Below are 23670 nucleotides of genomic sequence, written 5' to 3' on the forward strand. Positions count from 1 at the left end.
CAGCCTGCCAGTCGCAGGCTGCATCTCGTCCCGGCAAATCGACAGTTTGTCCGCACCGCATTGCCAGCTCGCCTGGCCGCCCGTAGAGTCCGCCGGCCGCCCTGGCGACCCACCTACGGAGAAGAACAATGTTGTCGATTTCCCATCTCTCGCATACCTATCCCAACGGAACGCGCGCGCTCGACGACGTGACGCTCGAGGTGCCGCGCGGCATGTTCGGCCTGCTCGGGCCCAACGGTGCGGGCAAGTCGTCGCTGATGCGTTGCCTGGCGACGCTGCAGATTCCCACCGCCGGCCGCATCACCTTCGACGGGGCAGACATCCTTGCCGAGCCGGCCCGCCTGCGCGCGATGCTGGGCTACCTGCCGCAAGACTTTGGCGTGTACCCACGCGTCTCGGCCTACGACATGCTCGACCACCTGGCCGTGCTCAAAGGCGTGGCCGCGCGTGGTGAACGCAAGGAGACGGTCGAAGCCCTGCTGCACCAGGTCAACCTCTGGGACGTGCGCAAGAAAGCCATCGCCGGCTTTTCAGGCGGCATGCGGCAGCGCTTCGGCATTGCACAGACGCTGATCGGTAACCCGCGGCTCATCATCGTGGATGAACCCACCGCCGGGCTCGACCCCGAGGAGCGCAACCGCTTCAACAACCTGCTGGCCGAGATCGGCGAGAACGTGGTCGTGATCCTGTCGACTCACATCGTCGACGACGTGACCGACCTGTGCTCGCGCATGGCCATCCTCGTCGGTGGCCGCATCGTCAGCAGTGGCGCACCGCAGACGCTGATCGACGGCCTGGCCGGGCGTGTGTGGCAGCGGTCGATCGACAAGGCTCAGCTCGCCGCCTACCGCGAACGCATGGCCGTGATTTCGACACGCCTGCAGGCGGGCCGCCCGGTGATCCACGTGCTGGCCGACCAGGCACCCGAGCCCGGCTTCGCGCCAGTAGAGGCCGGCCTCGAAGACGTGTACTTCGCCACCTTGCACGGCGATCGCAAGGCCGACGCCACCCGCGCTGCCGGGCTGCCTGAGGAGTACCGGCCATGATGCGACACATCGCCGCCTTCGAATGGCGGTACCAGGTCAAGAGCCCCGTCCTCTGGGTCGGCTGCCTGATGTTCTTCCTGCTCACCTTCGGCTCGGTGACGGTCGACCAGATCCAGATCGGCGCCAAGGGCAACGTCAACATCAACTCGCCCTTCGCCATCGTGCAGACGCTGGCGACCATGAGCATCTTCGCGATCTTCGTGGTGGTGGCGATGGTGGCCAACGTCGTGATCCGCGACGACGAAACAGGCTTCGCGCCCATTCTGCGCTCCACCTCCGTCGGCAAGGCGAGCTACCTGATCGGCCGCTTCGGCGGCGCCACCGCAGCGGCGCTGCTGGTGCTGGCCTCGGTGCCGTTCGCCGTGGCCGTCGGGTCCGTGATGCCCTGGCTGGACAGCGAGAAAGTGGGCGCCTTCCACCTGAGCCACTACCTCTACGCGCTGTTTGCCATCGGCCTGCCCACGCTGCTGATCGTCTCGGCCAGCTTCTTCGCGCTGGCCACCGCCACGCGCTCGATGATGTGGACGTATGTCGGTGCCGCGGTCGCGCTGGTGCTGTACCTGGTGATGCGCGGGCTGCTGCGTGACCCGCAGTACGACCGCATCGTGGCGCTGGCCGATCCGTTCGGCATGTCGGCCTTCACGATTACCACCAAGTACTGGACGGCTGCCGAGCGCAACACGCTGCTGCCGCCGCTCAGCGGCTTGTTGCTGGCCAACCGCCTGATCTGGGCGGGTGTCGGGCTGGCGATGTTCGCGTGGGCGTATCGGATGTTCCGCTTCGAGCTGACCGGCAAACCGGGCAGTGCTGCGGCCGCCGTGGCCGAAGAAGCGCGCCCTGTCGCGCGCCAAGGCGCCCTGCCCGCTCCGCGCAGCGATGCCGCCACCCGCCGCGCGCAGCTGTGGCGCATGGCCCGCTTCGACATGGCGTTTGTCTTTCGCAGCCCGGCGTTCTTTGTGCTGTTGTTCATCGGCATCATCAACTCCGGCGCCTCGCTCTGGTTCAGCGGCGAGTACTACGGCAGCGGCTCCTGGCCGGTGACGCGGCTGATGGTGCAGACCTTGAACGGCGCCTTCAGCCTGATGCCGATCATCATCGCCATCTTCTACGCCGGTGAACTGGTGTGGCGTGACCGCGAGCGCCGCATGCACGAGATCGTCGACGCGAGCGCCGCGCCCGACTGGGTCCACGTGCTGCCCAAGATCGTGGCCATTGCCCTCGTGCTGGCCGCATCGGCGTTGGCCGCGGTGACCACCGGCATGGTGGTGCAGGTGCTCAAGGGCTACACCGGCTTCGACCTGCCGGGCTACCTGGTGTGGTTCGCGTTGCCGATGACCATCAGCGCGCTGCAGCTAGCCGTGCTAGCGGTGTTCGTGCAGGCGATCGTGCCGCAGAAGTTCATCGGCTGGGCGGTGATGCTGGTCTATATCGTCGCGACCATTGCGTTGACGACGGCCGGCTTTGAGCACGTGCTCTACAACTATGGCAGCAGCACCTCGGTGCCGCTGTCTGACATGAACCGCTCGGGCCGCTTCTGGATCGGCCAGACCTGGCTGCAGGTGTACTGGGGCGGCTTCGGCGCAATGCTGTCGGTGCTGGCGTACGCACTTTGGCGGCGCGGAACGACCACGGCCTTGATGCCGCGGCTGCGCCAGTTGCCGCGGCGCCTGCGTGGTGGTGCGTTGGCGCTGTTCGGTGCCGGTGCGCTGGTCTGGCTGGGAGCGGGTGCATTCATCTTCTACAACACGAACATCCTGAACCGCTACGTCACCCAGCCTGAGCGTGATGACCGTCTCGCCGACCTCGAGAAGGCGCTGCTGCCGTTCGAAAAGGTGCCGCAGCCAACGATCACCGACGTGAAGCTCGACGTGCAGATCTACCCCCGCGAAGTACGCGCCGTCACGATCGGCAGCTACGTGCTGCAGAACAAGACCGACAAGCCGCTCACCTCGCTTCACGTGAGTGCCTTCAACGACTTCCTGACGCTCGACAAGATCGAGTTTCCGGGCGCCACGCTGCAGAAGGACTACCCGGAGTTCCGCTACCGCATCTATGCGCTGGAGCCAGCGCTGCAGCCCAGCGAGAAACGCACGCTGAGCTTCACCACGACGATTCAGGAGCGCGGCTTCGGGAACGGCCAGCCGCTCACGCGCATCGTCGAGAACGGCAGCTTTCTCGACAACACCGAATTCACGCCGGCGATCGGCATGTCACGCGGGGTGCTGCTCACCGACCGCGCCAAGCGCCGCAAGCACGGCTTGCCCGCCGACCTGCGGCCGCCGAAGCTGGAAGACGAATGGGGTCGCGCAAAAGGCGGCCTGCGATCAGACAGTGACTGGGTCACGACCGACATCACCCTCACGACCGATGCCGACCAGACACCCATCGCGCCCGGCTACACGCTGAGCGACACCACGGCCAACGGCCGCCGCACCGCACACTTCAAGCCCGATGCGCCGGTCAACAACTTCTTTTCCATTCAGTCAGCGCGCTACGCGGTGCAGCGCGACAAGTGGAAAGACGTCGACCTGGCCGTGTACTACCACCCGGAGCATGCCTACAACGTCGAACGCATGCTGAAGGCGATGAAGCTGTCGCTCGAGATGTTCAGCGAACGCTTCTCGCCCTACCAGTTCCACCAGGCGCGGATTCTCGAGTTCCCGGCCTATGCGGACTTTGCGCAGTCGTTCGCCAACACGATCCCCTATTCCGAAAACCTGGGCTTCCTGTTCCACCACACCGACCCCGACAAGATCGACATGGTCACCTACGTCACGGCGCATGAGATCGCGCACCAGTGGTGGGGGCACCAGCTGGTGCCGAGCGAGCAACAAGGCAGCTCGATGCTGGTCGAGAGCTTTGCCCAGTACTCGGCGCTGCTGGTGATGGAGAAGATGTACGGCCGTGATCAGGTGCGCCGCTTCCTGAAGTACGAGCTCGACCGCTATCTGCGCGACCGCGGCGGCGAGGTGGTGGAAGAACTTCCACTCGCGCGCGTGGAGAACCAGGGCTACATCCATTACCGCAAAGGCACGCCAACGATGTTCTGGCTGCGTGAGGCGCTGGGTGAAGACGTGGTGAACCGTGCCATGGCCAAGATGCTGCAGCGCTACGCCTTCAAAGGCGCGCCGTATTCGAACACCCGCGATTTCATCGAGATACTGCGCGCCGAGGCCGGGCCGCAGCACGACGGGCTGATCACCGACCTGCTGGAGAAGATCACCCTCTTCGACGTGAAGGTCACGTCGGCACAGGCGAGCAAGCGCGCCGATGGCCGCTATGAGGTGAAGATCGAGGTCGAGGCGCGCAAGCTGTATGCGGACGGTACCGGCAAGGAAACCGAGGCGCCGCTCGACGAGCCGTTCGAGGTGGGTGTGTTCACGGTCGAGCCTGGCAAGTCAGGCTTCAACGCAGCGTCGGTGCTGCGTTTCGAGCGCCAGCCGCTGAAAAGCGGCAAGCAGACGCTGACGGCGGTTGTTGACAGCGAACCCAAGTTCGCCGGGGCCGACCCGTACAACAAGCGAATCGACCGCAACAGCGACGACAACGTGAGCCGTGTCGAGCTGAAGTGACGGCCGGGTCAGGCGAACCTGGTGCCCGGCTGTGCGGAAATCAGGTTTCGTCGGACTCGGCTTCGGCGTCGATCGCGCTGTCGTAGTCGTTCATGTCCAGGCCTTTGCGAGCGATCAGCGGCTTGTCCAAGGGGCGGCAGACACGGCGCTGCAGGCGGTCCAGGGGGCGCGAGCGCTCCAGTGCCTCGAAGATTTCGGCCGGGTTCATCATCAGGGAGAACGGGTTCGCAAGGATCTCGGCGGTTTGCATGTCAGCTCCATAGAACTGTGGTGGGGTGCAAACAATGTAGGTCGCCACGTCTTTCTGCAGCAGTGGGCGTGGCACCAAAGCGAGGGTCGGTGTTTCCCTGACAAGCAGGTCAATGGCGGCACCCTCAAGATCGCATCGGTTTCCGAAGAAATCTCTTTCCCGACAAAGCTTTAGACCACATTCCTCATATGTTACATGAGGAACGAAATCACGCTTCTACAGGTGCTTTGTTGACCAGAAAAAGCCGCTCGAAGTTGCGGCTGGTGTGCTCGCCGATGAGTTCGGCGCTGCAGCCCTTCAACTCCGCCACCTGCCTCGCCACGTAGGGCACGTAGGACGGGTTGTTGGTCTTGCCGCGGTAGGGCATGGGCGCGAGGTACGGGCTGTCGGTCTCGATCAGGCAGCGGTCGAGCGGCACGAAGCGCGCCACTTCCCGCAGGTCGGCCGCGTTCTTGAAAGTCAGGATGCCGGAGAACGAGATGTAGAAGCCGAGGTCAAGCGCGGCACGCGCCACCTCCATGGTCTCGGTGAAGCAGTGGAAGACGCCGTTCGACGCGCCCTCTTCCTTCAGGATGCCGATCGTGTCGTCAGACGCGCTGCGCGTGTGGATGACCATTGGCAGGCCCGTGGCCTGCGAGGCATGGATGTGCACGCGAAATCGATCGCGCTGCCAGGCCATGTCGGTGATGGAGCGGCCGTTGAGTCGGTAGTAGTCGAGTCCGGTCTCGCCAATGCCGACGACCCGCGGGCGCTGGGACAGCGCCACCAGATCGGCCACGCTGGGTTCGCGCACGTCTTCGTTGTCGGGGTGCACACCCACCGTCGACCAGAAGTTGTCGTAGCTTGTAGCGAGCGAATGAACGTCGTCGAACTCTTCGAGCGTGGTGCAGATGCACAGCGCCCGGTCGACATCGGCAGCGGCCATGGCTGCGCGAATGTCGTCGAGCTTCTCGCGCAGCTCAGGGAAGCTCAGGTGGCAGTGGGAATCGACGTACATGCGGGCAGATGCCCCAGCTTCAGATGGTCTGAGTGGGCTTGGCAGACTGGATCGAGGTGCCAAGGATCTCTTCGATCTTCAGCTTGAGCAGCCGCGTCTTGTCGTCAGACGGGAACTTGACGCCGACGCCTTGCGTGCGGCCGCCAGAGGCGTTGATGGGCGTGATCCACGACACCTTGCCGGCGACCGGGTAGCGCTGCGGATCGTCGGGCAGCGAGAGCAGCAGGTAGATGTCTTCGTTCAGCTTGTATTCGCGTGTCGTGGGAACGAACAGCCCGCCGTCTGCAAAGAGTGGAATGTAGGCCGCGTACAGCGCGCCCTTTTCGCGAAAGACCAGCTGGATCACGCTGGGACGCGTAGCCCCGCCAGCTGACACGTTGCCTGCAGTTCGGACGGGGGGGACGGGGGCTTCGCTCATCGGCTGGAGTGTACCGAATGCACTTTCGCTGAGGCGGGTGCCGACAGCGCTTGCTGCGCTTGAAGTACCAAAGATTCCACCATGACGGGCAGATTCCACGGGTGCTCGTCATGGCGGATCGTCTGACGCAGCGCACGCGACCAGGACACCAGCGCCGGCAGCGCGGCGCCCGAGGGCAAGGCCGCCAGCGGGAAGTAGCGCGGCGGCGCACCGCAGGCCAGGCACATTGCGTCGTGGCAAAGCTTGTGCAGCGCGTCGACCAGGCGCGGCAGCGGCCAGGTGGCCAAGGCGCCCACCTCACCCGCAGCCAGTTGCTTGGGCAGGCGTGCCCAGGTGACGGCGTCGACGCCTTCGCGCACCCACTCCAGCGCCTCCAGCGGCTGGCCACCGGCAGCAGCCAACAGCACATCGGGCTGGGCGACCTGTTGCTGCGCGAGCCAAGCACTGGCCACATCGGCCGGCGGCAGTGCGAGCGGCACGGCCTGGCAGCGGCTGCGAATGGTCGGCAACAGAGCGTCCGGCGCGCCGCAGCTCAGTACGAATCGGGCATCGCCAGGCGGCTCTTCGAGTGTCTTGAGCAAGGTGTTTGCGGCAATGGCATTCATGCGCTCGGCCGGGTGGACCAGCACGACCTTTCTCTGCCCACGGGCCGAGGTGCTCTGCGCGAACGAGACCGCCGCGCGCACAGCCTCGACCTTGATCTCCTTGCTGGGCTTGGCCTTGGATGCCTTTCCCTCACCGTCGTCGCCGTCCTCTGCACTGCCCCACCCGAGCGACTCGCGCAGCGCTTCGGGCAAAAGCACCAACAAGTCAGGATGCGAATGCGCCTGCACGAGGCGGCAACTGGTGCACACGCCGCAAGGCTGTTGGATCGGATTGGTTTCGCACAGCCAGGCCTGGGCCAATGTCAGGGCCAGCTCGAATTGGCCGATGCCTTGTGGGCCATGGATCAGCAGCGCATGTCCGCGCTGGGTTCGCAAGGCTTCCTGTAGCGGCGTGCCGAGCCAGGGCAGCGGCAATTTTCCGTCCTGCCCTACCACCCGCGTTGCTCCATGTGCACCACCACCTGCGCCCAGACTTGCTCGCGTGACTGGGCTGCGTCGATCTTGGCGAAACGTTGCGGCGCTTTGAGCAGCCTGGCCTCGTAGCCTTGCCGCACGCGGTCGAAGAATTCGATGTCGAGCTTCTCGAAACGGTCAGGCGAACGGGCCGCCATGCGGCGCTCAGCGGCCACTTCCGCGGACACGTCGAAGAGAAAGGTCAGGTCCGGCTGCAGCCCTTGCTGGACCCAACCCTCAAGCGTGTTCAGCATGCCAATATCGAAACCACGGCCTGCGCCTTGGTACGCAAAGCTGGCGTCCGTGAACCGATCGCACAGCACCGTGCGGCCCTGGGCCAGTGCCGGCGCAATCACCTGCTGAATGTGGTCGCGCCGGGCGGCGAACACCAGCAAGGCTTCGGTCAATGCATCCATCGGCGAATGAAGCACCATCTCGCGGAGCTGCTCGGCGAGCGCCGTGCCTCCTGGCTCGCGGGTGCAGACGACATCGTGCCCCGCTTGGCGCAGGCGCTCGACCAGCGCATCGATGTGTGTCGATTTGCCGGCACCGTCGATGCCTTCGAATGTGATGAAACGGCCGGTCATTCTGGAAAGTGTGCCAAGGGCGTCAGCGCTGGTATTGATTGACCGCCCGATTGTGATCGGTCAACGACTCGCTGAACTGGCTGCTGCCGTCGCCGCGGGCCACGAAGTACAGCGCCTTGGTGGCATCGGGCTTCACGGCGGCCAGCAGAGAAGCACGGCCCGGCATCGAGATCGGTGTGGGCGGCAAGCCGGCACGGGTGTAAGTGTTGTAGGGCGTGTCGGCCAGCAAGTCTTTCTTGCGCAGGTTGCCGTCAAATCGATCGCCGAGGCCATAGATCACGGTCGGGTCGGTCTGCAGCGGCATGCCGATGCGCAGGCGGTTGTTGAACACGCCAGCCACCAGGCCGCGGTCTTTCGCCGCACCGGTCTCCTTCTCGACGATGGAGGCCAGCGTCAGTGCCTCGTCGGCACTGCGGAGCGGCGTGTTGGGCGGGCGCTCGGCCCACGCCAGATCGATCTGCTGCTTCATCGCACGGTAGGCGCGCTTCAGCACCGCCAGGTCGCTGGCACCCTTGCTGAAGGCATAGGTGTCTGGGTAAAAGCGCCCTTCGGCCGCAATGCCGGGCGCGCCGATGGCCGCCATGACGTCGGTCTCGCTCATCGCTGCCGTGGTCTGCTTCAGGTCGGGCGCGCGGGCCAGCTCGGCGCGAAACTGCTTGAAGGTCCAGCCTTCGATCAGGCGCACCGTGGCCATCACCTCATCGCCGCGCACCATCTTGTTCAACAGCGTGCGTGGCGTGACACCGCGCTCCACCTCATAGCTGCCTGCGCGGATCTTGCGCGCTTGGCCCGACCATCGAAACCATTCGTACAAGAGGATCGGGTTCGCCTTCACGCCCGCCTGCACCCAGGCATAGGCCACGTCGCGTGGCGTGGTCTTGGGCTCGATCGACACCTCGACCGAATCGGCGGCCAGCTCCAGTGGCTGTTCCAGCCACCACACGACCGCCGCGCCGGCCCCTGCCGCGGCCAGCACAGCCAGCAGCAGCAGGCGGCGCAGAAACTTCACGAGTGGTATGGGTCAGCGGCGAAGCGCATCAACCCTGAAGGCAGTTGGATCATGGGGTCTGATGATAATCGGCGCATGACGACTCCCTACTCTCTCGACGGCGCCGCGCCTCTGGCTCACTGGGGTGTGATCCGCGCCCAAGGCGCCGATGCCGCGGGGTTCCTCCATGGCCAATTGACCAACGACTTCGCATTGCTCGACACCTCGCACGCGCGCTTGGCAGGTTATTGCTCGGCCAAGGGCCGGTTGCTGGCCAGCTTTATCGGCTGGAAGCGCTCCGACGACGAGGTGCTGCTGATGTGCAGCGCCGATCTGCTGGCTCCCACGCTGAAACGTTTGTCGATGTTCGTTCTGCGTGCCAAGTGCAAGCTCAGCGATGCCTCCGCGCAGTGGCGCTTGCTCGGTTTGGCGGGTCCTTCTGCTACGGCGCTTTTGGGCCAGGCCGCACCGGCCGCTGTTTGGAGCAAGACTGAACATGAAGGCGCGGATGTGATCCGCCTGCCTGATGCCGCAGGCACCACGCGCTATCTGTGGACGGCCCCGATCGAGGCGCCACTGCCCGCCCTTCCCGCGCTTGATGCGGACGCATGGCGCTGGGGCGAAGTGGCGAGCGGCGTGGTGACGATCGAGGCGGCGACGGTCGACCAGTTCGTGCCACAGATGCTCAACTACGAGCTGCTCGGTGGCGTCGACTTCAAGAAAGGCTGCTACCCCGGGCAAGAGGTGGTGGCGCGCAGCCAGTACCGCGGCACGATCAAGCGGCGCACGTTTCTGTTCGAGAGCGATGGCGCTGCCGTCGCTGGCCAGGAAGTTTTCCACAGCGCAGACCCGGGCCAGCCCGCTGGCAAGGTGGCCAACGCCGCTCCGCGCGCCAACAGTGCCGGAGGCAGCGGCCTGCTCGCGGAGATCAAGTTGGCGGCCATGAACCAGGGAACGCTGCATCTCGGCAGTGCCGAGGGCCCGCTATTGCAGCAGATCGAGATGCCTTACCAGGTCACACTGGAAGCAGTGGATTGAACGAAAGGTTCCAAAAAATTGCCGCAAGCGCGGTTGACTGACATAAAAACGGGCATTTGTCCTACAAAAACCTTCTTTAAAAAATTTGAATCAAGCGACATTTCAGGCTGGCTTCAGCAACCAGCACGGAGTGCTTGCTTTGACAACCAAAAAAACATGTTTCGCTGACGACATCCAAAGCGAACTCCTCGATCGCCAATCCTTCCGTTTTCACCACCAACTGCTCGGCCACCCCGCGCTCTCGCTCGAGAACCTGGGCCGCATGATTCCGGCGCTGCCGGAATGGCAGGTGCACTACTCCAGCGGAAAGCTTCATGCCAGTGACGACTTCGGCCGCACGAACGTCACGCATGCCAATGGCCTGAGCATCGAAGAAACCATCGAGACGATCCGCACGTCTGACTCGTACATCATGATCCGCGAGCCGAACACGGATGCCTCGTTCCACCCGCTGCACAAGGAGCTGATCCGCGACGTTCAGGGTGTGATGCAAGACTGCGGTGCCGGCCGCGAAGCCCATGACGCGAAGCTCTACCTCTTCATCTCGTCACCGAACAGCGTGACCCCGTTCCACATCGACCGGTATTCGAACTTCCTGATGCAGATCCAGGGCAGCAAGGAAGTCAGCGTCTTCCCCCAGTGGGACGCGCGCTCGGTGCCATGCAACGTGCGCGAAAGCGTTGTGGCCTATTCCGGCGAACGGGCCACTTGGCACCCCGATGCGGAGAAGCTGTGCACGCCGTACCAGATCCTCCCGGGCGATGCGCTGCACATCCCGTTCGTTGCGGGGCACCACGTGCGCAACGGGCCCGAGGTGTCGATCACGCTGTCGCTCTTCTTCCATACCGACCGGACCCGCTCGCTCACTCGCGCGATGCACCTCAACGAAAAACTCCGCCGCCGGCTTGGGCTGACACCCCATCCGGTGGGCATGGCGCCTGTGCGCGACGCCGTCAAATCGGGTGTCTGGCTGCTCGGCAAAACAGTCGCCCAGGCCCTGCGTCGAAGCAGTTAAGCGGCATCCTGCCTAGCCCGCGGGATGCAGGCGGGCGGCAAACGGTGGAAAATTACCGCGCCTTTCACAAAGGCGTGGCACCCCGTTGATAGTTCACACCTCCTCGTTCCGCATGGCTTCAGCACGTGAGTTGTTCATCTACTATCGAGCGACGATTGAGAACGCCAGCGTCCTGCAAGCCGCGGTGTTGAGTCTGCAAGCTGATTTGCAGGCGCGGCACCCTGAACTGCAGGCCCGGCTGCTGCGCCGCCCCGAAGCGGCGGATGGACTGCACACCTGGATGGAAACTTACGCCGCCCCTTCGAGTGCCCACGGCATCTCTGCATCACTGCAAGGTGAGATCGAGAGCGCCGCGCATGCCCGGCTGGTCACACTCATCAGCGGCTCCCGCCACACTGAAAGCTTCATCGCATGTGCCTCGTAGCGCTTGCCCTTGATCAATCGCGGCGGTTTCCACTGGTTCTTGCAACCAACCGCGATGAGTTCTTCAAGCGCCCTGCTGCCCGCCTTGCGTGGTGGTCGCCGGGCGCCGGCCTACCCGACATCCTGGGTGGACGCGATCTGGAAGCCGGCGGCACTTGGCTCGGCCTGACGACGCAAGGCCGCTTGGCGCTGATCACCAATGTGCGCGACCCCGGTCAGAAAGACCCGGCAGCGCCCTCGCGCGGCGCCATCGTGCCTCGCTGGCTGGCAGGGGACCTGTCACCCGACCGGTTCTGGATGCACACCGCGCTGTCGGGGCACAACGGCTTCAACCTGATCGCGGCCGATTTTCAGCGTGGCGAATGCTTCTGGGCCTCCAATCTCGATGCCAGTCCGATGCGCCTGGAGCGTGGCCTGTACGGTCTTTCGAACGCTTCGCTCGACACACCCTGGCCCAAGGTCACCGCACTGAAGGAGCAGGTAGGCGATGCCATCGAGACCAGCGATTCGCTCGACGTGCTGACCAGCCGCTTGTTCGAGGCACTGGCCGACCGCACACCTGCCGCCGATGAGCAATTGCCGTCCACCGGCGTTCCGCTCGAGCTGGAAAAGGCTTTGTCACCGGCCTTCATCCGCACCGGAGACCAGAGCTACGGCACGCGCTGCAGCACCCTGATCGTCACCGAGCGTGTCAACAAACGCCTGGTCACCCACGTGCTGGAGCGCACCTTCAGCCCGACCGGTGGCATGGCGCTGCTGCGCCGCTCGCTGCTGAAGGACTGGCCGCCGCGGTACTCCGAAGACACGCCACTGGTGGACGTGACACAAGCTGCAGTCACCGAAAGCGAAGAGAACCCGACAGAGCCCGGGCTGGTGCGCAAGACACGCGTGCGCAGCCTGCTCAAACCCGAAGGGCCGCGCCGTCGGCGGCCTGCAGCCAGCGCCGCCTAGCCCACCGCGACCACCGACCGGTGGTTCAGAGCGACCGCACCATCTCGATGTGCGGGATGCCGACCTCTTCAAACGTCACCCCTCGCGACACGAAGCCGACCCGGCTGTAGAAGGCCGCAGCCGATGTCTGAGCGTGCAGCACGGCTTCCCGATAGCCCAACTCGCGCGCCCTCTTCATCAACGCATCGAGCACCGCGCGGCCCACTCCGCTGCCGCGCATAGCCTGGGTAACCGCCATGCGGCCGATCTTCGCGACACCTGGCACGTGCTCGAGCAGACGCCCGGTGGCGAGCGGCTTGCCGAAGCGGTTGTAGGCCACGGCGTGGATGCACGCCGGGTCGGGATCGGCCTCGTCCCACTCCATTTGCATCGGGATGCCCTGCTCTTCGATGAAGACCGAGGTGCGGATGCTGCTCGCGTCGCGCCCCAAGTCGTCCCAGTTGCCCACGCGCACCTCGACCATCGGCTTGCCGGACTCGAAGCCCTGGAGCACGTCGCGCAATTCCTGCGGCACCGGCTTCGACTTCTGCGTCGCTGGATCGGCGAACACGTAGACCAGCTCGCCGCTCACCAGGGGTTGGTCGTTCCGAAAGACGGCGCAGCCGAACACCAGCGACGAATTGCCGATGCGGCCGCAGCGCACGCCGATGTCGAGCACGTCGTCATATTGCGCCGAGCCTTCGTACTCGACCGTCGCCTTGCGCACGAACAAGTCCCCTTCGAGATAGGCCATGGTCTCGTGGTACGGCATGGCCAGCGCACGCCAATAACCGCCGACCGCGGTGTCGAAGTACATCAGGTAATGGCCGTTGAACACGATCTTCTGCATATCGACCTCGGCCCAACGCACGCGCAGGCGTTCAACGAACCGGAACTCACTTCTCTTCATGACTCGAATGCTTTCTTCAGGGCTGCTGCGGCGGCGTCCATCGCCATACCGGCTTCGGGCAGAGAACGGGCCATCTTGATGAAATCGTGCGTGACGCCGCGGTAGAGCTCCAGGTCGACAGGCACGCCGGCGGCACGCAGCTTGTCGGCGTAGGCCACACCCTCGTCGACCAGCGGGTCGCATTCCGCGAGGATCACGCAGGCCGGCGCCACGCCTTCGACCTCATCGGCGTTGAGAGGGGCGAAACGCCAATCGGTGCGGTCTTCGTGAGCGATGTAGTGGTCGAAGAACCAGGCGATGCCCTCGGCATCCAGCAGGAAGCCCTCGGCGAACTGGCGGTGCGATGGTGTGTCCTGGTGCGCCGTGGTGCCGGGGGTGATCAACAACTGAAGTGCCAGGCGAAGCCCAATGTCGCGAGCGTGCAGTGCCGCTACGGCAGCCAGCGTGCCACCGGCACTGTCACCACCGACGGCAAGGCGCGTGCTATCGAGCCCCAGCTCGCCCCCCTGCGCGGCCAGCCATTGCATCGCCGCCCAGCTGTCGTCTACGGCGACTGGAAAGCGGTGCTCGGGAGCCAAACGGTAGTCGAGCGCGACGACCGCCGCACCGCTGCGCACTGCTAGCTGCCGGCACAGGCTGTCGTGTGTTTCGAGGTTGCCGATGGTGAAGCCGCCGCCATGCAGGTACAGCAGCACGGGCAGGCGTTCCCGGCTGGGCGCGTACAGGCGCGCCGGCAAGGCAGCGCCATCGGGCGTGGGCACGCGCAGGTCTTCGACGCGTTCGAGCCGCGCGCGTGGCAACTCCAGCACTTCGGCGCGCAGTGTGTAAGCCTCACGTGCTTCCGGCACTGGCAGGCGATACAGAGGGGGCACGCCGGCGCGCCGGATTCGGTTGAGCACGCTGCGCATGGCAGGCGTCAGAAGGGCTTGGCTCACAGGGGACCGATGGGATGTACCGATGGAACGCGGCAGTGTGCCAGAGCATACTGATTGCCCCACTCGCACGGCCTTTGCACCATGGCTTTCATCAACTACCTGACGCAGATCCAGCTCGAATTCGGAACCATTGCGCTGCTGCCGCAAGAATGCGAGCGCATCGGCATGAAGAAGCCCTTGGTCGTGAGCGACGCGGGCGTCAAGGCGGCCGGCGTGTTGGACAGGGCCTTGGCGGCCCTGGGCAAGGTGCCCCATGCGGTATTCGACCAGACGCCGTTCAACCCGACCGAAGCGGCGGTGCGCGCGGCCGTCGCCGTTTACCAAGCCAATGGCTGCGATGGCTTGATCGCCGTGGGCGGCGGCTCCAGCATCGACCTCGCCAAGGGCGTGGCCATTGCCGCGACCCACCCCGGCCCGATGAAGACCTACGCCACCATCGAAGGCGGCAGCCCCAAGATCACGGACGCCGTGGCACCGGTGATCGCCGTGCCGACGACGGCCGGCACCGGCAGCGAAGTGGCGCGTGGCGCCATCGTCATCGTCGACGACGGGCGCAAGCTCGGATTCCACAGCTGGCACCTGATGCCGCGGGCTGCCATCTGCGACCCGGAACTGACGCTGGGCTTGCCCTCCTTGCTGACAGCCGCCACCGGCATGGACGCCATCGCCCACTGCATGGAAACCTTCATGGCGCCGGCCGTGAATCCGCCGGCAGACGGCATCGCCCTGGACGGCCTGGAACGCGGCTGGGCGCACATCGAACGCGCCACCCGCAACGGCCAGGACCGAGAGGCGCGCTGGCAGATGATGAGCGCCAGCATGCAAGGCGCGATGGCGTTCCAGAAGGGGCTGGGCTGCGTTCATTCGCTGAGCCACAGCCTGGGCGGCGTCAATCACAAACTGCACCACGGAACGCTGAACGCGATGTTCCTGCCGGCGGTCGTGATGTTCAACGCCAGTGCCGAGTCGATGGTGAAAGACCGTCGCCTGCAGCGCATGGCCTACGCCATGGGCATCGGCAGCAGCGACAGCAAAGGCACCGAAGTGGCTGAAGCCCTGCGCAGCATGAACGCCCGACTCGGCCTGGCCTCCGGATTGGCCGCGATGGGCGTCACGCGCGACCTGTTCGAGAAAGTGATCGACGGCGCCATGGCCGATCACTGCCACAAGACCAACCCCCGCATTGCCACGCGCGAGGAATACCGCGAAATGCTCGAAGCGTCGATGTAGCCAGCGACGGCAACCCAAGAAAAGAAAGCCCGGGAGACTTGTGGTCTCCCGGGCTTGCTTCTTTACAAGGCTGCGAATCAGCCGTGTTTCTGGTCGAAGAACTGTTCGTCTTCGGTGGAACCCTTCAGTGCAGCGGTCGAGGCGTCCGCTTCGATGGTCGTGGTGACGGCATCGAAGTACCCGGTGCCCACTTCGCGCTGGTGCTTCACGGCGGTGAAGCCCTTCTCGGCGGCTGCGAATTCCTTCTCTTGCAGTTCGACGAAGGCGCTCATGTTGTTGCGCGCATAGCCGTGAGCCAGCTCGAACATCGAGTAGTTCAGGCTGTGGAAGCCGGCCAGCGTGATGAATTGGTACTTGTAGCCCATGGCGCCCAGTTCGCGCTGGAACTTGGCAATCGTTGCGTCGTCGAGGTTCTTCTTCCAGTTGAACGACGGCGAGCAGTTGTACGACAGCAGCTTGCCCGGGAACTTGGCATGGATGGCGTCGGCGAACTGCTTGGCGAAAGCCAGGTCAGGCTTGCCGGTTTCGCACCAGATCAAGTCGGCGTACTCGGCATAGGCCAGGCCGCGGCTGACAGCTTGCTCGAGGCCGTTGCGGGTGCGGTAGAAACCTTCGACCGTGCGTTCGCCGGTCAGGAAGGGCTTGTCGTTGGCATCGACATCGGTGGTCACAAGATCGCCGGCTTCGGCATCGGTACGCGCCAGCAGGATGGTCGGCACGCCCATCACGTCGGCAGCCAGGCGCGCAGCGACCAGCTTGTTGACGGCTTCGCGGGTAGGAACCAGCACCTTGCCACCCATGTGGCCGCACTTCTTGGCCGAGGCGAGCTGGTCTTCGAAGTGCACGCCGGCGGCGCCCGCTTCGATCATGGCCTTCATCAGCTCGAATGCGTTCAGCACGCCGCCGAAGCCGGCTTCTGCGTCAGCCACGATCGGGGCGAAGTAGTCGATGTCGTTCTTGCCTTCGCTCCACTGAATCTGGTCGGCGCGGGCGAAGGTGGCGTTGATCTTCTTCACACACTTCGGCACCGAGTCCACCGAGTACAGCGACTGGTCGGGGTACATCTCGCCGTTGCTGTTGGCGTCGCCCGCCACTTGCCAGCCCGACAGGTAGATGGCCTTCAAGCCGGCCTTCACCTGCTGCATGGCCTGGTTGCCCGTCAGCGCGCCCAGCGAGTTCACGAAGGGCTCGGTGTTGATCAGGTTCCACAGCTTTTCGGCGCCGCGCTTGGCCAGCGTGTGCTCGACCTGCAGTGAACCCCGCAGCCGCACCACATCGGCGGCGCTGTAGCCGCGCTTGATGCCCTTCCAGCGGGGGTTTTCAGCCCAGTCTTTCTCAAGGGCGGCGATCTGTTGTTCACGGGTCAGCTGGGTCATGATGAACTCCTAGGATGGTGAAGAAGGTAGGCAGAAGGACTAAATCTGTGCCTCAAGAATAGTCCCAGCCGTTCTTCTGGCGAAGACTTATGTCTTATATAAGACTATAAATATTCACCAATGAAATCAATGAGTTAAGACATCAATTTCATGATGCGAACTCGTTTCCTTTCAGATGATACGGAATGCGGCACCGCAGCATCCACCAATATCACATTGCGAAAACGCCTTTCCTGCATGCGAAAGGCAGCGTCCATGGCAAGCTCATCGCCATGAGTTCCTTCGCATTCCTCTCCAACAACGCCTTCCTGAAGGCGCCGCCCGCCAACGCAGACCTGCCGTACGCCGTGGCCGGCATCGCGTGGGATGGCAGCGTGACCAACCGTCCAGGCGCCCGCTTCGGCCCCCGTGCGATTCGCGAAGCCAGCCACATGCTGTGCGACGGCACACATCCGCACTTCAACCTCACGCCGGAAGGCCAGCTCGGCGACGCCGGTGACCTGCCCTTGCCCAACACCAGCCTCCAGTCGATGCGTGCTGCACTCGCTCCGCTGGCCGAGCGTTTGATACGCAGCCATCACATGGCCTGGATCGGAGGCGATCACTCGGTCACCCTGCCCTTGCTGCGCGCCTACAAGGCCTGGCTGGGAAAGCCTCTTGCCGTCATCCACTTCGATGCGCACTGCGACACCTGGGACAACCATTTCGGCGAGCCGAGTGGCCATGGCACCTGGGTATATGAGGCGATGCAAGAAGGCCTGGTCATTAAGGAGTGCTTCACCCAACTGGGCATTCGATCCTCTGGGGAGCGCGAAGCCCGCGAGTACGTCAGCAACCAGGGCGGCCAGATCTTCACGGCGCGGTCACTCCGCGGACTGGAGAGCCCATCGCAACTCGCCCCGGTGATTGCCGCCATTCGCGACCGCTTGGCGCGGCACGGCAATCCGCCCGTCTACCTGAGTCTCGACATCGACTGCTTGGACCCTGCGTTCGCCCCCGGCACCGGGACGCCTGAGCCCGGTGGCATGACGACCAACCAGGTGCTGACGCTGCTGGAAGAGCTGGCGGACCTGCCCTTCGTCGGCATGGACTGCGTCGAAGTGGCGCCGCCCTACGACCACTCCGAACTGACCAGCTACGCCGCGGCCTGCTTCGTGTGGACCTATCTCTGCGGCCGCATCGCCAACGCAAAGCACTGATTCAGAGCTTCAGAGACTCAGCGCGTCAGAGCGGCAGCGCGGTGGTCTTCTTGACGGTGCGCAGCACCAGCATCGAGTTCGAACGCACGACGCCCGGCAGGCGCTCCAACACGTCGACGTGAAAGCGCTCGAGGTCAGACGCGTCGCTGTAGGTGAAGCGCAGCAGATAGTCGTTCGAGCCGGCCACGTAGAAGCAGTCAAGGATTTCCGGCACATCGCGCACGGCCTGCTCGAAAGCCGCCAAGTCGGCGGGCCTCAGCTTCTCCAGGTTGACGATGGTGAAGCTCGTGCCGGCCTGCCCCACAGCCTGGGCGTTGAGCAGTGCCACGTAGCCGCCGATGACGCCCTTGTCCTCCATCGCCTTCACGCGCCGCAGGCAGGCCGAGGGAGACAGGTGAACTCGCTGGGCCAACTCGACGTTCGACAGTTTTCCTTCCTCCTGCAAAACGGTCAGGATGGCGCGATCCGTCGCATCGAGTTGCACGATCGGGCGTGTCTTTGGCATATTGTTCGAAGAGAGGTAGCTGTGGCGGCATGATATTGCTTTGAGGTGCAATGCTCCTCAGCATTGCGCACGCAAATTTCGTGGCGAAGAAACTAGACTGGATCCTTCAGCGCCATTTCATGTGAGAAAAGACCATGACCGACAAGCTCGACGCCTACTGGATGCCCTTCACCGCCAACCGGCAGTTCAAGCAGTCCCCGCGGCTGTTCTCTCGCGCCGAAGGCATGTATTACTGGACGCCCGAGGGGCGCCAGGTGCTCGACGGCATCGCCGGCTTGTGGTGCGTGAACGCTGGCCACCAGCGGCCGAAGATCGTGGAAGCCATCCGTCAGCAGGCGTCCGAGATGGATTTCGCACCGCCCTTCAACATGGGCCACCCGAAGCAGTTCGAACTGGCCGAGCGCCTGGTGAAGCTCACGCCGGCCGCGCTGAACAAGGTGTTCTATACGAACTCGGGTTCCGAATCGGTCGAGACGGCGCTGAAGATGGCCATCGCGTACCACCGAGCCCGCGGCGAAGGCTCGCGCACCCGCCTCATCGGCCGGGAGCGCGGCTACCACGGCGTCAACTTCGGCGGCATTTCGGTTGGCGGCATGGTGGCCAATCGCAAGATGTTCGGCACGCTGCTCAGCGGCGTCGACCACATCCGCCACACCCATGACCCGCGCAACGTCTTCAGCAAGGGCCAGCCTGAGCACGGCGCCGAGTTTGCCGATGACCTCGAGCGCATGGTCGCGTTGCATGATGCCTCGACCATCGCGGCCGTCATCGTCGAGCCGGTGGCCGGCTCCACCGGCGTGCTGCTTCCGCCCAAGGGGTACTTGGAGCGCTTGCGCAGCATCTGCGACAAGCACGGCATCCTGTTGATCTTCGACGAGGTCATCACCGGTTTCGGCCGCCTGGGCTCGCCTTTCGCTGCCACGCACTTCGGCGTCACACCCGACCTGATGACCGTGGCCAAGGGCCTGACGAACGGCAGCGTGCCCATGGGGGCTGTGTTCGCCACGCAGAAAATTCACGACACCTTCATGACCGGCCCGGAGCACGTGATCGAGTTCTTCCACGGCTACACGTATTCAGGCCACCCGCTGGCGTGCGCCGCGGCGCTGGGCACGCTCGACACCTATGCCGACGAAGACCTGCTGACCCGCGGCGCTCAGATGGCGCCCACCTTTCAGAACGCCGTCCACTCGCTGAAGGACATGCCGAACGTCATCGACGTGCGCAACATCGGCCTGGTCGGCGGCATCGAGCTCGCACCGATCCCCGGTGAGCCGGGCAAGCGCGCGTTCTCGGTCTTCCTCGACTGCTGGGAAAAGGGCCTGCTGATCCGCACGACGGGCGACACCATCGCGCTGTCGCCGCCGCTCATCATCGAGAACAAGCACATCGACCAGATCGTCGGCACCCTGTCCGATGCGATCAAGCGCGCAGCTTGACCTTCGGGCACACAACCGCATTTCGACAAGGACGATGCCTGGCGCATAAGGTATGAGCTTTCTGAGCGCCGACAGCGACCTCGCCCGCAATTCCTATTACGCTGCCACGGTGCAGCGCACGCAGCACTACCCGGCGCTGCAATCGCAGGTCGACTGCGACGTGGCCGTCGTCGGCGGTGGGCTTGCCGGCCTCTCGGCAGCCATCGAACTTGCCGATCGGGGCTATCGCGTCGTGCTGCTCGAAGCCCGGCAGGTCGGGTCGGGTGCTTCGGGCCGCAACGGAGGGCAGGCCATCGTCGGGCTTGCCTGCGAGCAAGGCACGATCGAAGAACAGCTCGGGCTCGACGAGGCCCGGCGCGTATGGGGCATGACGCTCGAGGCGCTCGATCTCATCCGCCAACGTTGCGATCGCTTCGACATTGACTGCGAATGGCGCAGCGGATACCTCAGCCTTGCTGTCAACGAACGCAAGGCACGCGACCTTCGCACCTGGTTCGAGCACATGCAGGCGACCTACGGCTTTGAGGCCGAATGGATCGAACCGAAAGACATGCCGAAGTGGATCGCCAGCCCGCGCTTTCACAGCGGCACTCACGAATCGCGCTCTGGCCACCTGCACCCTCTGAAATACAGCCTCGGCCTTGCTCGCGCTGCCGCCAGCCTCGGTGTGCAGGTATTCGAAAACTCGGCGGTCACGCAGTTGATTCCAGGCGACACCGCCCGGTTGCGCACGGCCACCGGCGAAGTCCGCGCCTCGCACGTGCTGCTGGCGGGCAATGTGTACCTGCAGGGTCTTGCACCGCAAATCGAGAGCCGGATCATGCCGGTCGGCACCTACATCGTTGCTTCGGCCCCCTTGGATGCGGCGCTCGCGCAGTCGCTCGTGCCCTCGGGCTCGGCGGTGTGCGACACCAACTTCGTGCTCGACTACTTCAGGCCGACCGCTGATCACCGCATGCTGTACGGCGGCCGCGTGAGCTACAGCGCCACCACGCCGCCCAATCTCGAGGCCAGTATGCAACGCCGCATGGCGACCACCTTTCCGCAGCTGGCCAACACACCGGTGGAGTTTTCATGGGGCGGCTTTGTCGACATCTCGATGAACCGCGCCCCTGATTTCGGGCGGCTTGCCGACGTGATGGATGGCTCCGTGCCCTCCGCAGGTGCAGCGCGCGACTACCGCAACGTGTATTACCTGCAAGGCTTCTCGGGCCACGGGCTCGCGTTGACGGGGCTCGCCGGCAAGCTGGTGGCCGAAGCCATCGATGGAGATGCGCGCCGCTTCGATACCTTCGCCCGCATCCGCCATCGCCGCTTTCCGGGTGGACGCCTGCTGCGAACACCGGCACTCGTGCTGGGCATGGCGTACTACCGCCTGAAGGACATGTTGTGAAAGCCTTGCTGCACAACCCGGGCTGGTTGACTTCGCCGGTGTTGCGGGCACACTCATTGCTCACTCTTCGTCCACAGAAAGCCCAGTGCGTCAGCGGCCAACAACCGCTGCGCAGCAAGCCCAATGAGCGCCTCTCCTCGAACATCACCGGTGCGTAAGCCGGTTGTCCTGATCCCCGCCTGCAACCGCATGATCGGGTTGCACCCCTTCCACGTCGCAGGCAAAAAATACATCGACGCGGTTCGCCTGGCCGGTTGCCTGCCACTGGTCGTGCCATTCGTGCATGCCTCTGAAGTCGACGAGCTGCTCGACCACGCCGATGGTGTGCTGCTCACCGGCTCGCCGTCCAACGTGCACCCCAGCCATTTCGGCGAAGAAGTGCATGACACCAGCCTGCCGCTGGACCGTGACCGCGACGCGTGGGTGCTGCCGCTCGTACCGCGGGCCCTTACGCGCGGCATTCCGCTCTTCGCGATCTGCCGCGGTTTCCAGGAAGCCAACGTCGCGCTCGGTGGCAGCCTCTACCAGGCGGTGCAAGAGATCCCCGGCCAACGCGATCACCGCGGCGTGACCGACAAGACGCCCGATGAGCAATACGCTTTCGCGCATGAAGTTCATGTCGAACCGGGCGGCGCGCTCGAGCCCATCGTCGACACGCGCGAGTTCATGGTGAACACTGCGCACGGCCAAGGCGTCAGGCAGCTGGCACCCGGCCTGCGCATCGAAGCGCGCGCGCCTGATGGTCTGGTCGAAGCCTTTTCCATGCCCACAGCGCCCTCGTTCAACCTCTGCGTGCAGTGGCACCCCGAGTGGAAGGCAGCAGAGAACCCGATCTCCCTGCGCCTTTTCAAAGCCTTCGGTGCCGCCTGCCAATCGTTCAGAGACCGCCGCCCAGAGCCCGACCGATAGCGCCCACCACGTGCGGTTGCTCCGGCCGGCAAGCACACCGGCCTACAACTCAAACAGGTGACTCTCATGGTGGACAAGAACAACTTCAACTTCAGCGATCTCGAGCAGTGGCTCAACGACAGGCGCGTGACCGAGATCGAATGCCTGGTGCCTGACCTCACCGGCGTGGCCCGAGGCAAGATTCTTCCGCGCGAAAAATTCACCGAAGACCGCGGCATGCGGTTGCCCGAGGCCATCGTGGCCATCGGCGTGACCGGCGAATTCCCGGAAGAAGGCCCGTACTACGACGTGATCCACGCGACCGATCGCGACATGCACCTGCGCCCCGACCCGAGCACCGTGCGCATCGTGCCCTGGGCCGTCGACCCGACCGCGCAGGTGATCCACGACTGTTTCGACCGCGACGGCAAGATGATTCCCTACGCGCCGCGCTCGGTGCTGCGCAACATCTGCGACCTGTATGCAGCCGAAGGCTGGGAGCCGGTGGTCGCGCCTGAGCTCGAGTTCTACCTGATCGAGCGCAACTCCGACCCGAACACGCCGCTGCGCCCGCCCAAGGGCCGCAGCGGCCGCGCCGAGACCTCGCGCCAGGCGTATTCGATTGACGCGGTGAACGAGTTCGACCCGCTGTTCGAAGACATCTACGCCTACTGCGAGCAGATGGAGCTCAACGTGGACACGCTGATCCACGAGGTCGGCGCCGGGCAGATGGAGATCAATTTCTTCCACGACCACCCGCTCGGTCTGGCCGACGAAGTCTTCTTCTTCAAGCGCACGATTCGCGAAGCAGCGCTGCGCCACGAGATGTACGCCACCTTCATGGCCAAGCCCATGGCCAACGAGCCGGGCAGCGCGATGCACGTGCACCAGAGCATCCTCAACAAGGCCACCGGCAAGAACATCTTCAGCAACCCCGACGGCTCGCCCAGCAAGGAGTTCTACTGGTACATCGGCGGCCTGCAGAAGTACACGCCGGCCGCGATGGCGCTCTTCGCCCCCTACGTCAACTCGTATCGGCGCCTGGCGCGCTCGACGGCTGCGCCGATCAACATCCAATGGGGCACCGACAACCGCACCGTTGGCATTCGCTCGCCGGTGGCCACACCGGCCGCTCGGCGCATCGAGAACCGCGTGATCGGCGCCGATGCCAACCCGTACGTGGCCATGGCTGCCACGCTGGCCTGCGGCTACCTCGGCATGAAGAACCACATCGAGCCGGCCGCCGAGTGCAAGGGCGACGCCTACCTGTCCGAGTACCAGCTGCCGCGATCGCTGAGCGAAGCGCTCGGGTGGCTGGCCGACGAAAAAGACCTGCACGACGTGCTTGGTAAGTCTTTCATCACGGTTTACTCAGAAGTCAAAGAGATCGAGCATGAAGAATTCATGAAAGTCATCTCTCCGTGGGAGCGGGAGCACCTCCTGCTGCACGTTTGAGGTGTTATGTTCGCGTCT

General features: G+C 64.4%; 22 protein-coding genes. 12 read left to right on the plus strand and 10 right to left on the minus strand.

Features of this window, described 5'->3' with window-relative positions; all coding sequences use genetic code 11:
• The first annotated feature begins 128 nt into the window (after positions 1–128).
• Together AC1DYS_RS14305 and AC1DYS_RS14310 are read left to right on the plus strand one after the other, a co-directional pair.
• Positions 129–1046, plus strand: a complete 918-nt coding sequence (locus AC1DYS_RS14305; protein WP_477900177.1) for an ABC transporter ATP-binding protein — start codon at positions 129–131, stop codon at positions 1044–1046.
• Positions 1043–4618 (plus strand): ABC transporter permease/M1 family aminopeptidase, encoded by a 3576-nt coding sequence (locus AC1DYS_RS14310; RefSeq protein ID WP_477900179.1) that lies wholly within the window; start codon positions 1043–1045, stop codon positions 4616–4618. The genes AC1DYS_RS14305 and AC1DYS_RS14310 overlap by 4 nt, the downstream gene beginning before the upstream one ends.
• A 40-nt stretch (positions 4619–4658) precedes the next feature.
• Here AC1DYS_RS14310 and AC1DYS_RS14315 read toward each other — a convergent pair whose 3' ends face one another.
• The 6 genes from AC1DYS_RS14315 to mltG all read right to left on the minus strand — a co-directional run bounded on the left by AC1DYS_RS14315 (position 4659) and on the right by mltG (position 8937).
• On the minus strand, positions 4659–4868 hold the full coding sequence (locus AC1DYS_RS14315) for a hypothetical protein (protein WP_477900181.1): 210 nt from the start codon (positions 4866–4868) through the stop codon (positions 4659–4661).
• Positions 4869–5076: 208 nt separating this feature from the next.
• Complete coding sequence (locus AC1DYS_RS14320) at positions 5077–5865, minus strand: TatD family hydrolase (protein ID WP_477900183.1); 789 nt, start codon at positions 5863–5865, stop codon at positions 5077–5079.
• A 19-nt stretch (positions 5866–5884) separates the two neighbouring features.
• Entirely contained in the window at positions 5885–6283 is a 399-nt protein-coding gene (locus tag AC1DYS_RS14325; RefSeq protein ID WP_477900185.1) for a PilZ domain-containing protein, read from the minus strand.
• Entirely contained in the window at positions 6280–7302 is a 1023-nt protein-coding gene (gene holB / locus AC1DYS_RS14330; RefSeq protein WP_477900187.1) for a DNA polymerase III subunit delta', read from the minus strand. The genes AC1DYS_RS14325 and holB overlap by 4 nt, the downstream gene beginning before the upstream one ends.
• Positions 7303–7316: 14 nt before the next feature.
• Positions 7317–7928 (minus strand): dTMP kinase, encoded by a 612-nt coding sequence (gene tmk, locus AC1DYS_RS14335; protein WP_477900189.1) that lies wholly within the window; start codon positions 7926–7928, stop codon positions 7317–7319.
• Positions 7929–7950: 22 nt separating this feature from the next.
• Positions 7951–8937, minus strand: a complete 987-nt coding sequence (mltG, locus tag AC1DYS_RS14340) for an endolytic transglycosylase MltG (RefSeq protein WP_477900191.1) — start codon at positions 8935–8937, stop codon at positions 7951–7953.
• Between the two features lie 75 nt (positions 8938–9012).
• On the opposite strand from mltG, the gene ygfZ reads away from it, so the two are divergent.
• The 4 genes from ygfZ to AC1DYS_RS14360 all read left to right on the plus strand — a co-directional run bounded on the left by ygfZ (position 9013) and on the right by AC1DYS_RS14360 (position 12343).
• Positions 9013–9954, plus strand: coding sequence for a CAF17-like 4Fe-4S cluster assembly/insertion protein YgfZ (gene ygfZ / locus AC1DYS_RS14345; protein WP_477900193.1), 942 nt, complete (start codon positions 9013–9015; stop codon positions 9952–9954).
• A 139-nt stretch (positions 9955–10093) separates the two neighbouring features.
• The gene (locus AC1DYS_RS14350; protein ID WP_477900195.1) at positions 10094–10969 is read left to right on the plus strand and encodes a cupin-like domain-containing protein; all 876 of its coding nucleotides are present in this window, start codon (positions 10094–10096) and stop codon (positions 10967–10969) included.
• A gap of 130 nt (positions 10970–11099) precedes the next feature.
• Positions 11100–11393, plus strand: coding sequence for a DUF4936 family protein (locus tag AC1DYS_RS14355; RefSeq protein ID WP_477900197.1), 294 nt, complete (start codon positions 11100–11102; stop codon positions 11391–11393).
• A complete protein-coding gene (locus AC1DYS_RS14360) occupies positions 11381–12343 on the plus strand; it encodes an NRDE family protein (RefSeq protein ID WP_477900199.1) in 963 nt (320 codons plus the stop codon). Before AC1DYS_RS14355 ends, AC1DYS_RS14360 begins: the two co-directional genes overlap by 13 nt.
• Positions 12344–12368: 25 nt before the next feature.
• Here AC1DYS_RS14360 and AC1DYS_RS14365 read toward each other — a convergent pair whose 3' ends face one another.
• On the minus strand, positions 12369–13232 hold the full coding sequence (locus AC1DYS_RS14365) for a YbgC/FadM family acyl-CoA thioesterase (RefSeq protein WP_477900201.1): 864 nt from the start codon (positions 13230–13232) through the stop codon (positions 12369–12371).
• Positions 13229–14140 carry an alpha/beta hydrolase gene (locus AC1DYS_RS14370; protein ID WP_477900834.1) on the minus strand — a complete coding sequence of 304 codons (912 nt, stop codon included), beginning with the start codon at positions 14138–14140 and terminating at the stop codon, positions 13229–13231. Before AC1DYS_RS14370 ends, AC1DYS_RS14365 begins: the two co-directional genes overlap by 4 nt.
• A gap of 108 nt (positions 14141–14248) precedes the next feature.
• Here AC1DYS_RS14370 and AC1DYS_RS14375 point away from each other — a divergent pair, with 108 nt between their 5' ends.
• Entirely contained in the window at positions 14249–15397 is a 1149-nt protein-coding gene (locus AC1DYS_RS14375; RefSeq protein WP_477900203.1) for an iron-containing alcohol dehydrogenase, read from the plus strand.
• 77 nt (positions 15398–15474) lie between these two features.
• Here the strand turns inward: AC1DYS_RS14375 and aceA are convergent, their stop codons facing one another.
• Complete coding sequence (gene aceA / locus AC1DYS_RS14380; RefSeq protein WP_477900205.1) at positions 15475–16773, minus strand: isocitrate lyase; 1299 nt, start codon at positions 16771–16773, stop codon at positions 15475–15477.
• Positions 16774–17045: 272 nt separating this feature from the next.
• Between aceA and speB the strand changes: the two genes are divergently transcribed.
• Positions 17046–17972, plus strand: coding sequence for an agmatinase (gene speB / locus AC1DYS_RS14385; RefSeq protein ID WP_477900207.1), 927 nt, complete (start codon positions 17046–17048; stop codon positions 17970–17972).
• 25 nt (positions 17973–17997) lie between these two features.
• Here speB and AC1DYS_RS14390 read toward each other — a convergent pair whose 3' ends face one another.
• The gene (locus AC1DYS_RS14390; protein WP_477900209.1) at positions 17998–18477 is read right to left on the minus strand and encodes an Lrp/AsnC family transcriptional regulator; all 480 of its coding nucleotides are present in this window, start codon (positions 18475–18477) and stop codon (positions 17998–18000) included.
• A gap of 134 nt (positions 18478–18611) precedes the next feature.
• Between AC1DYS_RS14390 and aptA the strand changes: the two genes are divergently transcribed.
• The 4 genes from aptA (at position 18612) to AC1DYS_RS14410 (ending at position 23652) form a co-directional block, all read left to right on the plus strand.
• Positions 18612–19916: an omega-aminotransferase AptA gene (aptA, locus tag AC1DYS_RS14395; protein WP_477900210.1), complete on the plus strand. Its 1305-nt coding sequence runs from the start codon at positions 18612–18614 to the stop codon at positions 19914–19916.
• A gap of 52 nt (positions 19917–19968) precedes the next feature.
• Positions 19969–21309 carry an NAD(P)/FAD-dependent oxidoreductase gene (locus AC1DYS_RS14400; protein ID WP_477900212.1) on the plus strand — a complete coding sequence of 447 codons (1341 nt, stop codon included), beginning with the start codon at positions 19969–19971 and terminating at the stop codon, positions 21307–21309.
• A gap of 123 nt (positions 21310–21432) precedes the next feature.
• Positions 21433–22218 (plus strand): gamma-glutamyl-gamma-aminobutyrate hydrolase family protein, encoded by a 786-nt coding sequence (locus tag AC1DYS_RS14405; protein ID WP_477900214.1) that lies wholly within the window; start codon positions 21433–21435, stop codon positions 22216–22218.
• A 66-nt stretch (positions 22219–22284) separates the two neighbouring features.
• Positions 22285–23652, plus strand: coding sequence for a glutamine synthetase family protein (locus AC1DYS_RS14410; protein ID WP_047496029.1), 1368 nt, complete (start codon positions 22285–22287; stop codon positions 23650–23652).
• The last annotated feature ends 18 nt before the right edge of the window (positions 23653–23670 follow it).

The sequence above is a fragment of the Rhizobacter sp. P2_G4 genome (genome assembly GCF_056403575.1).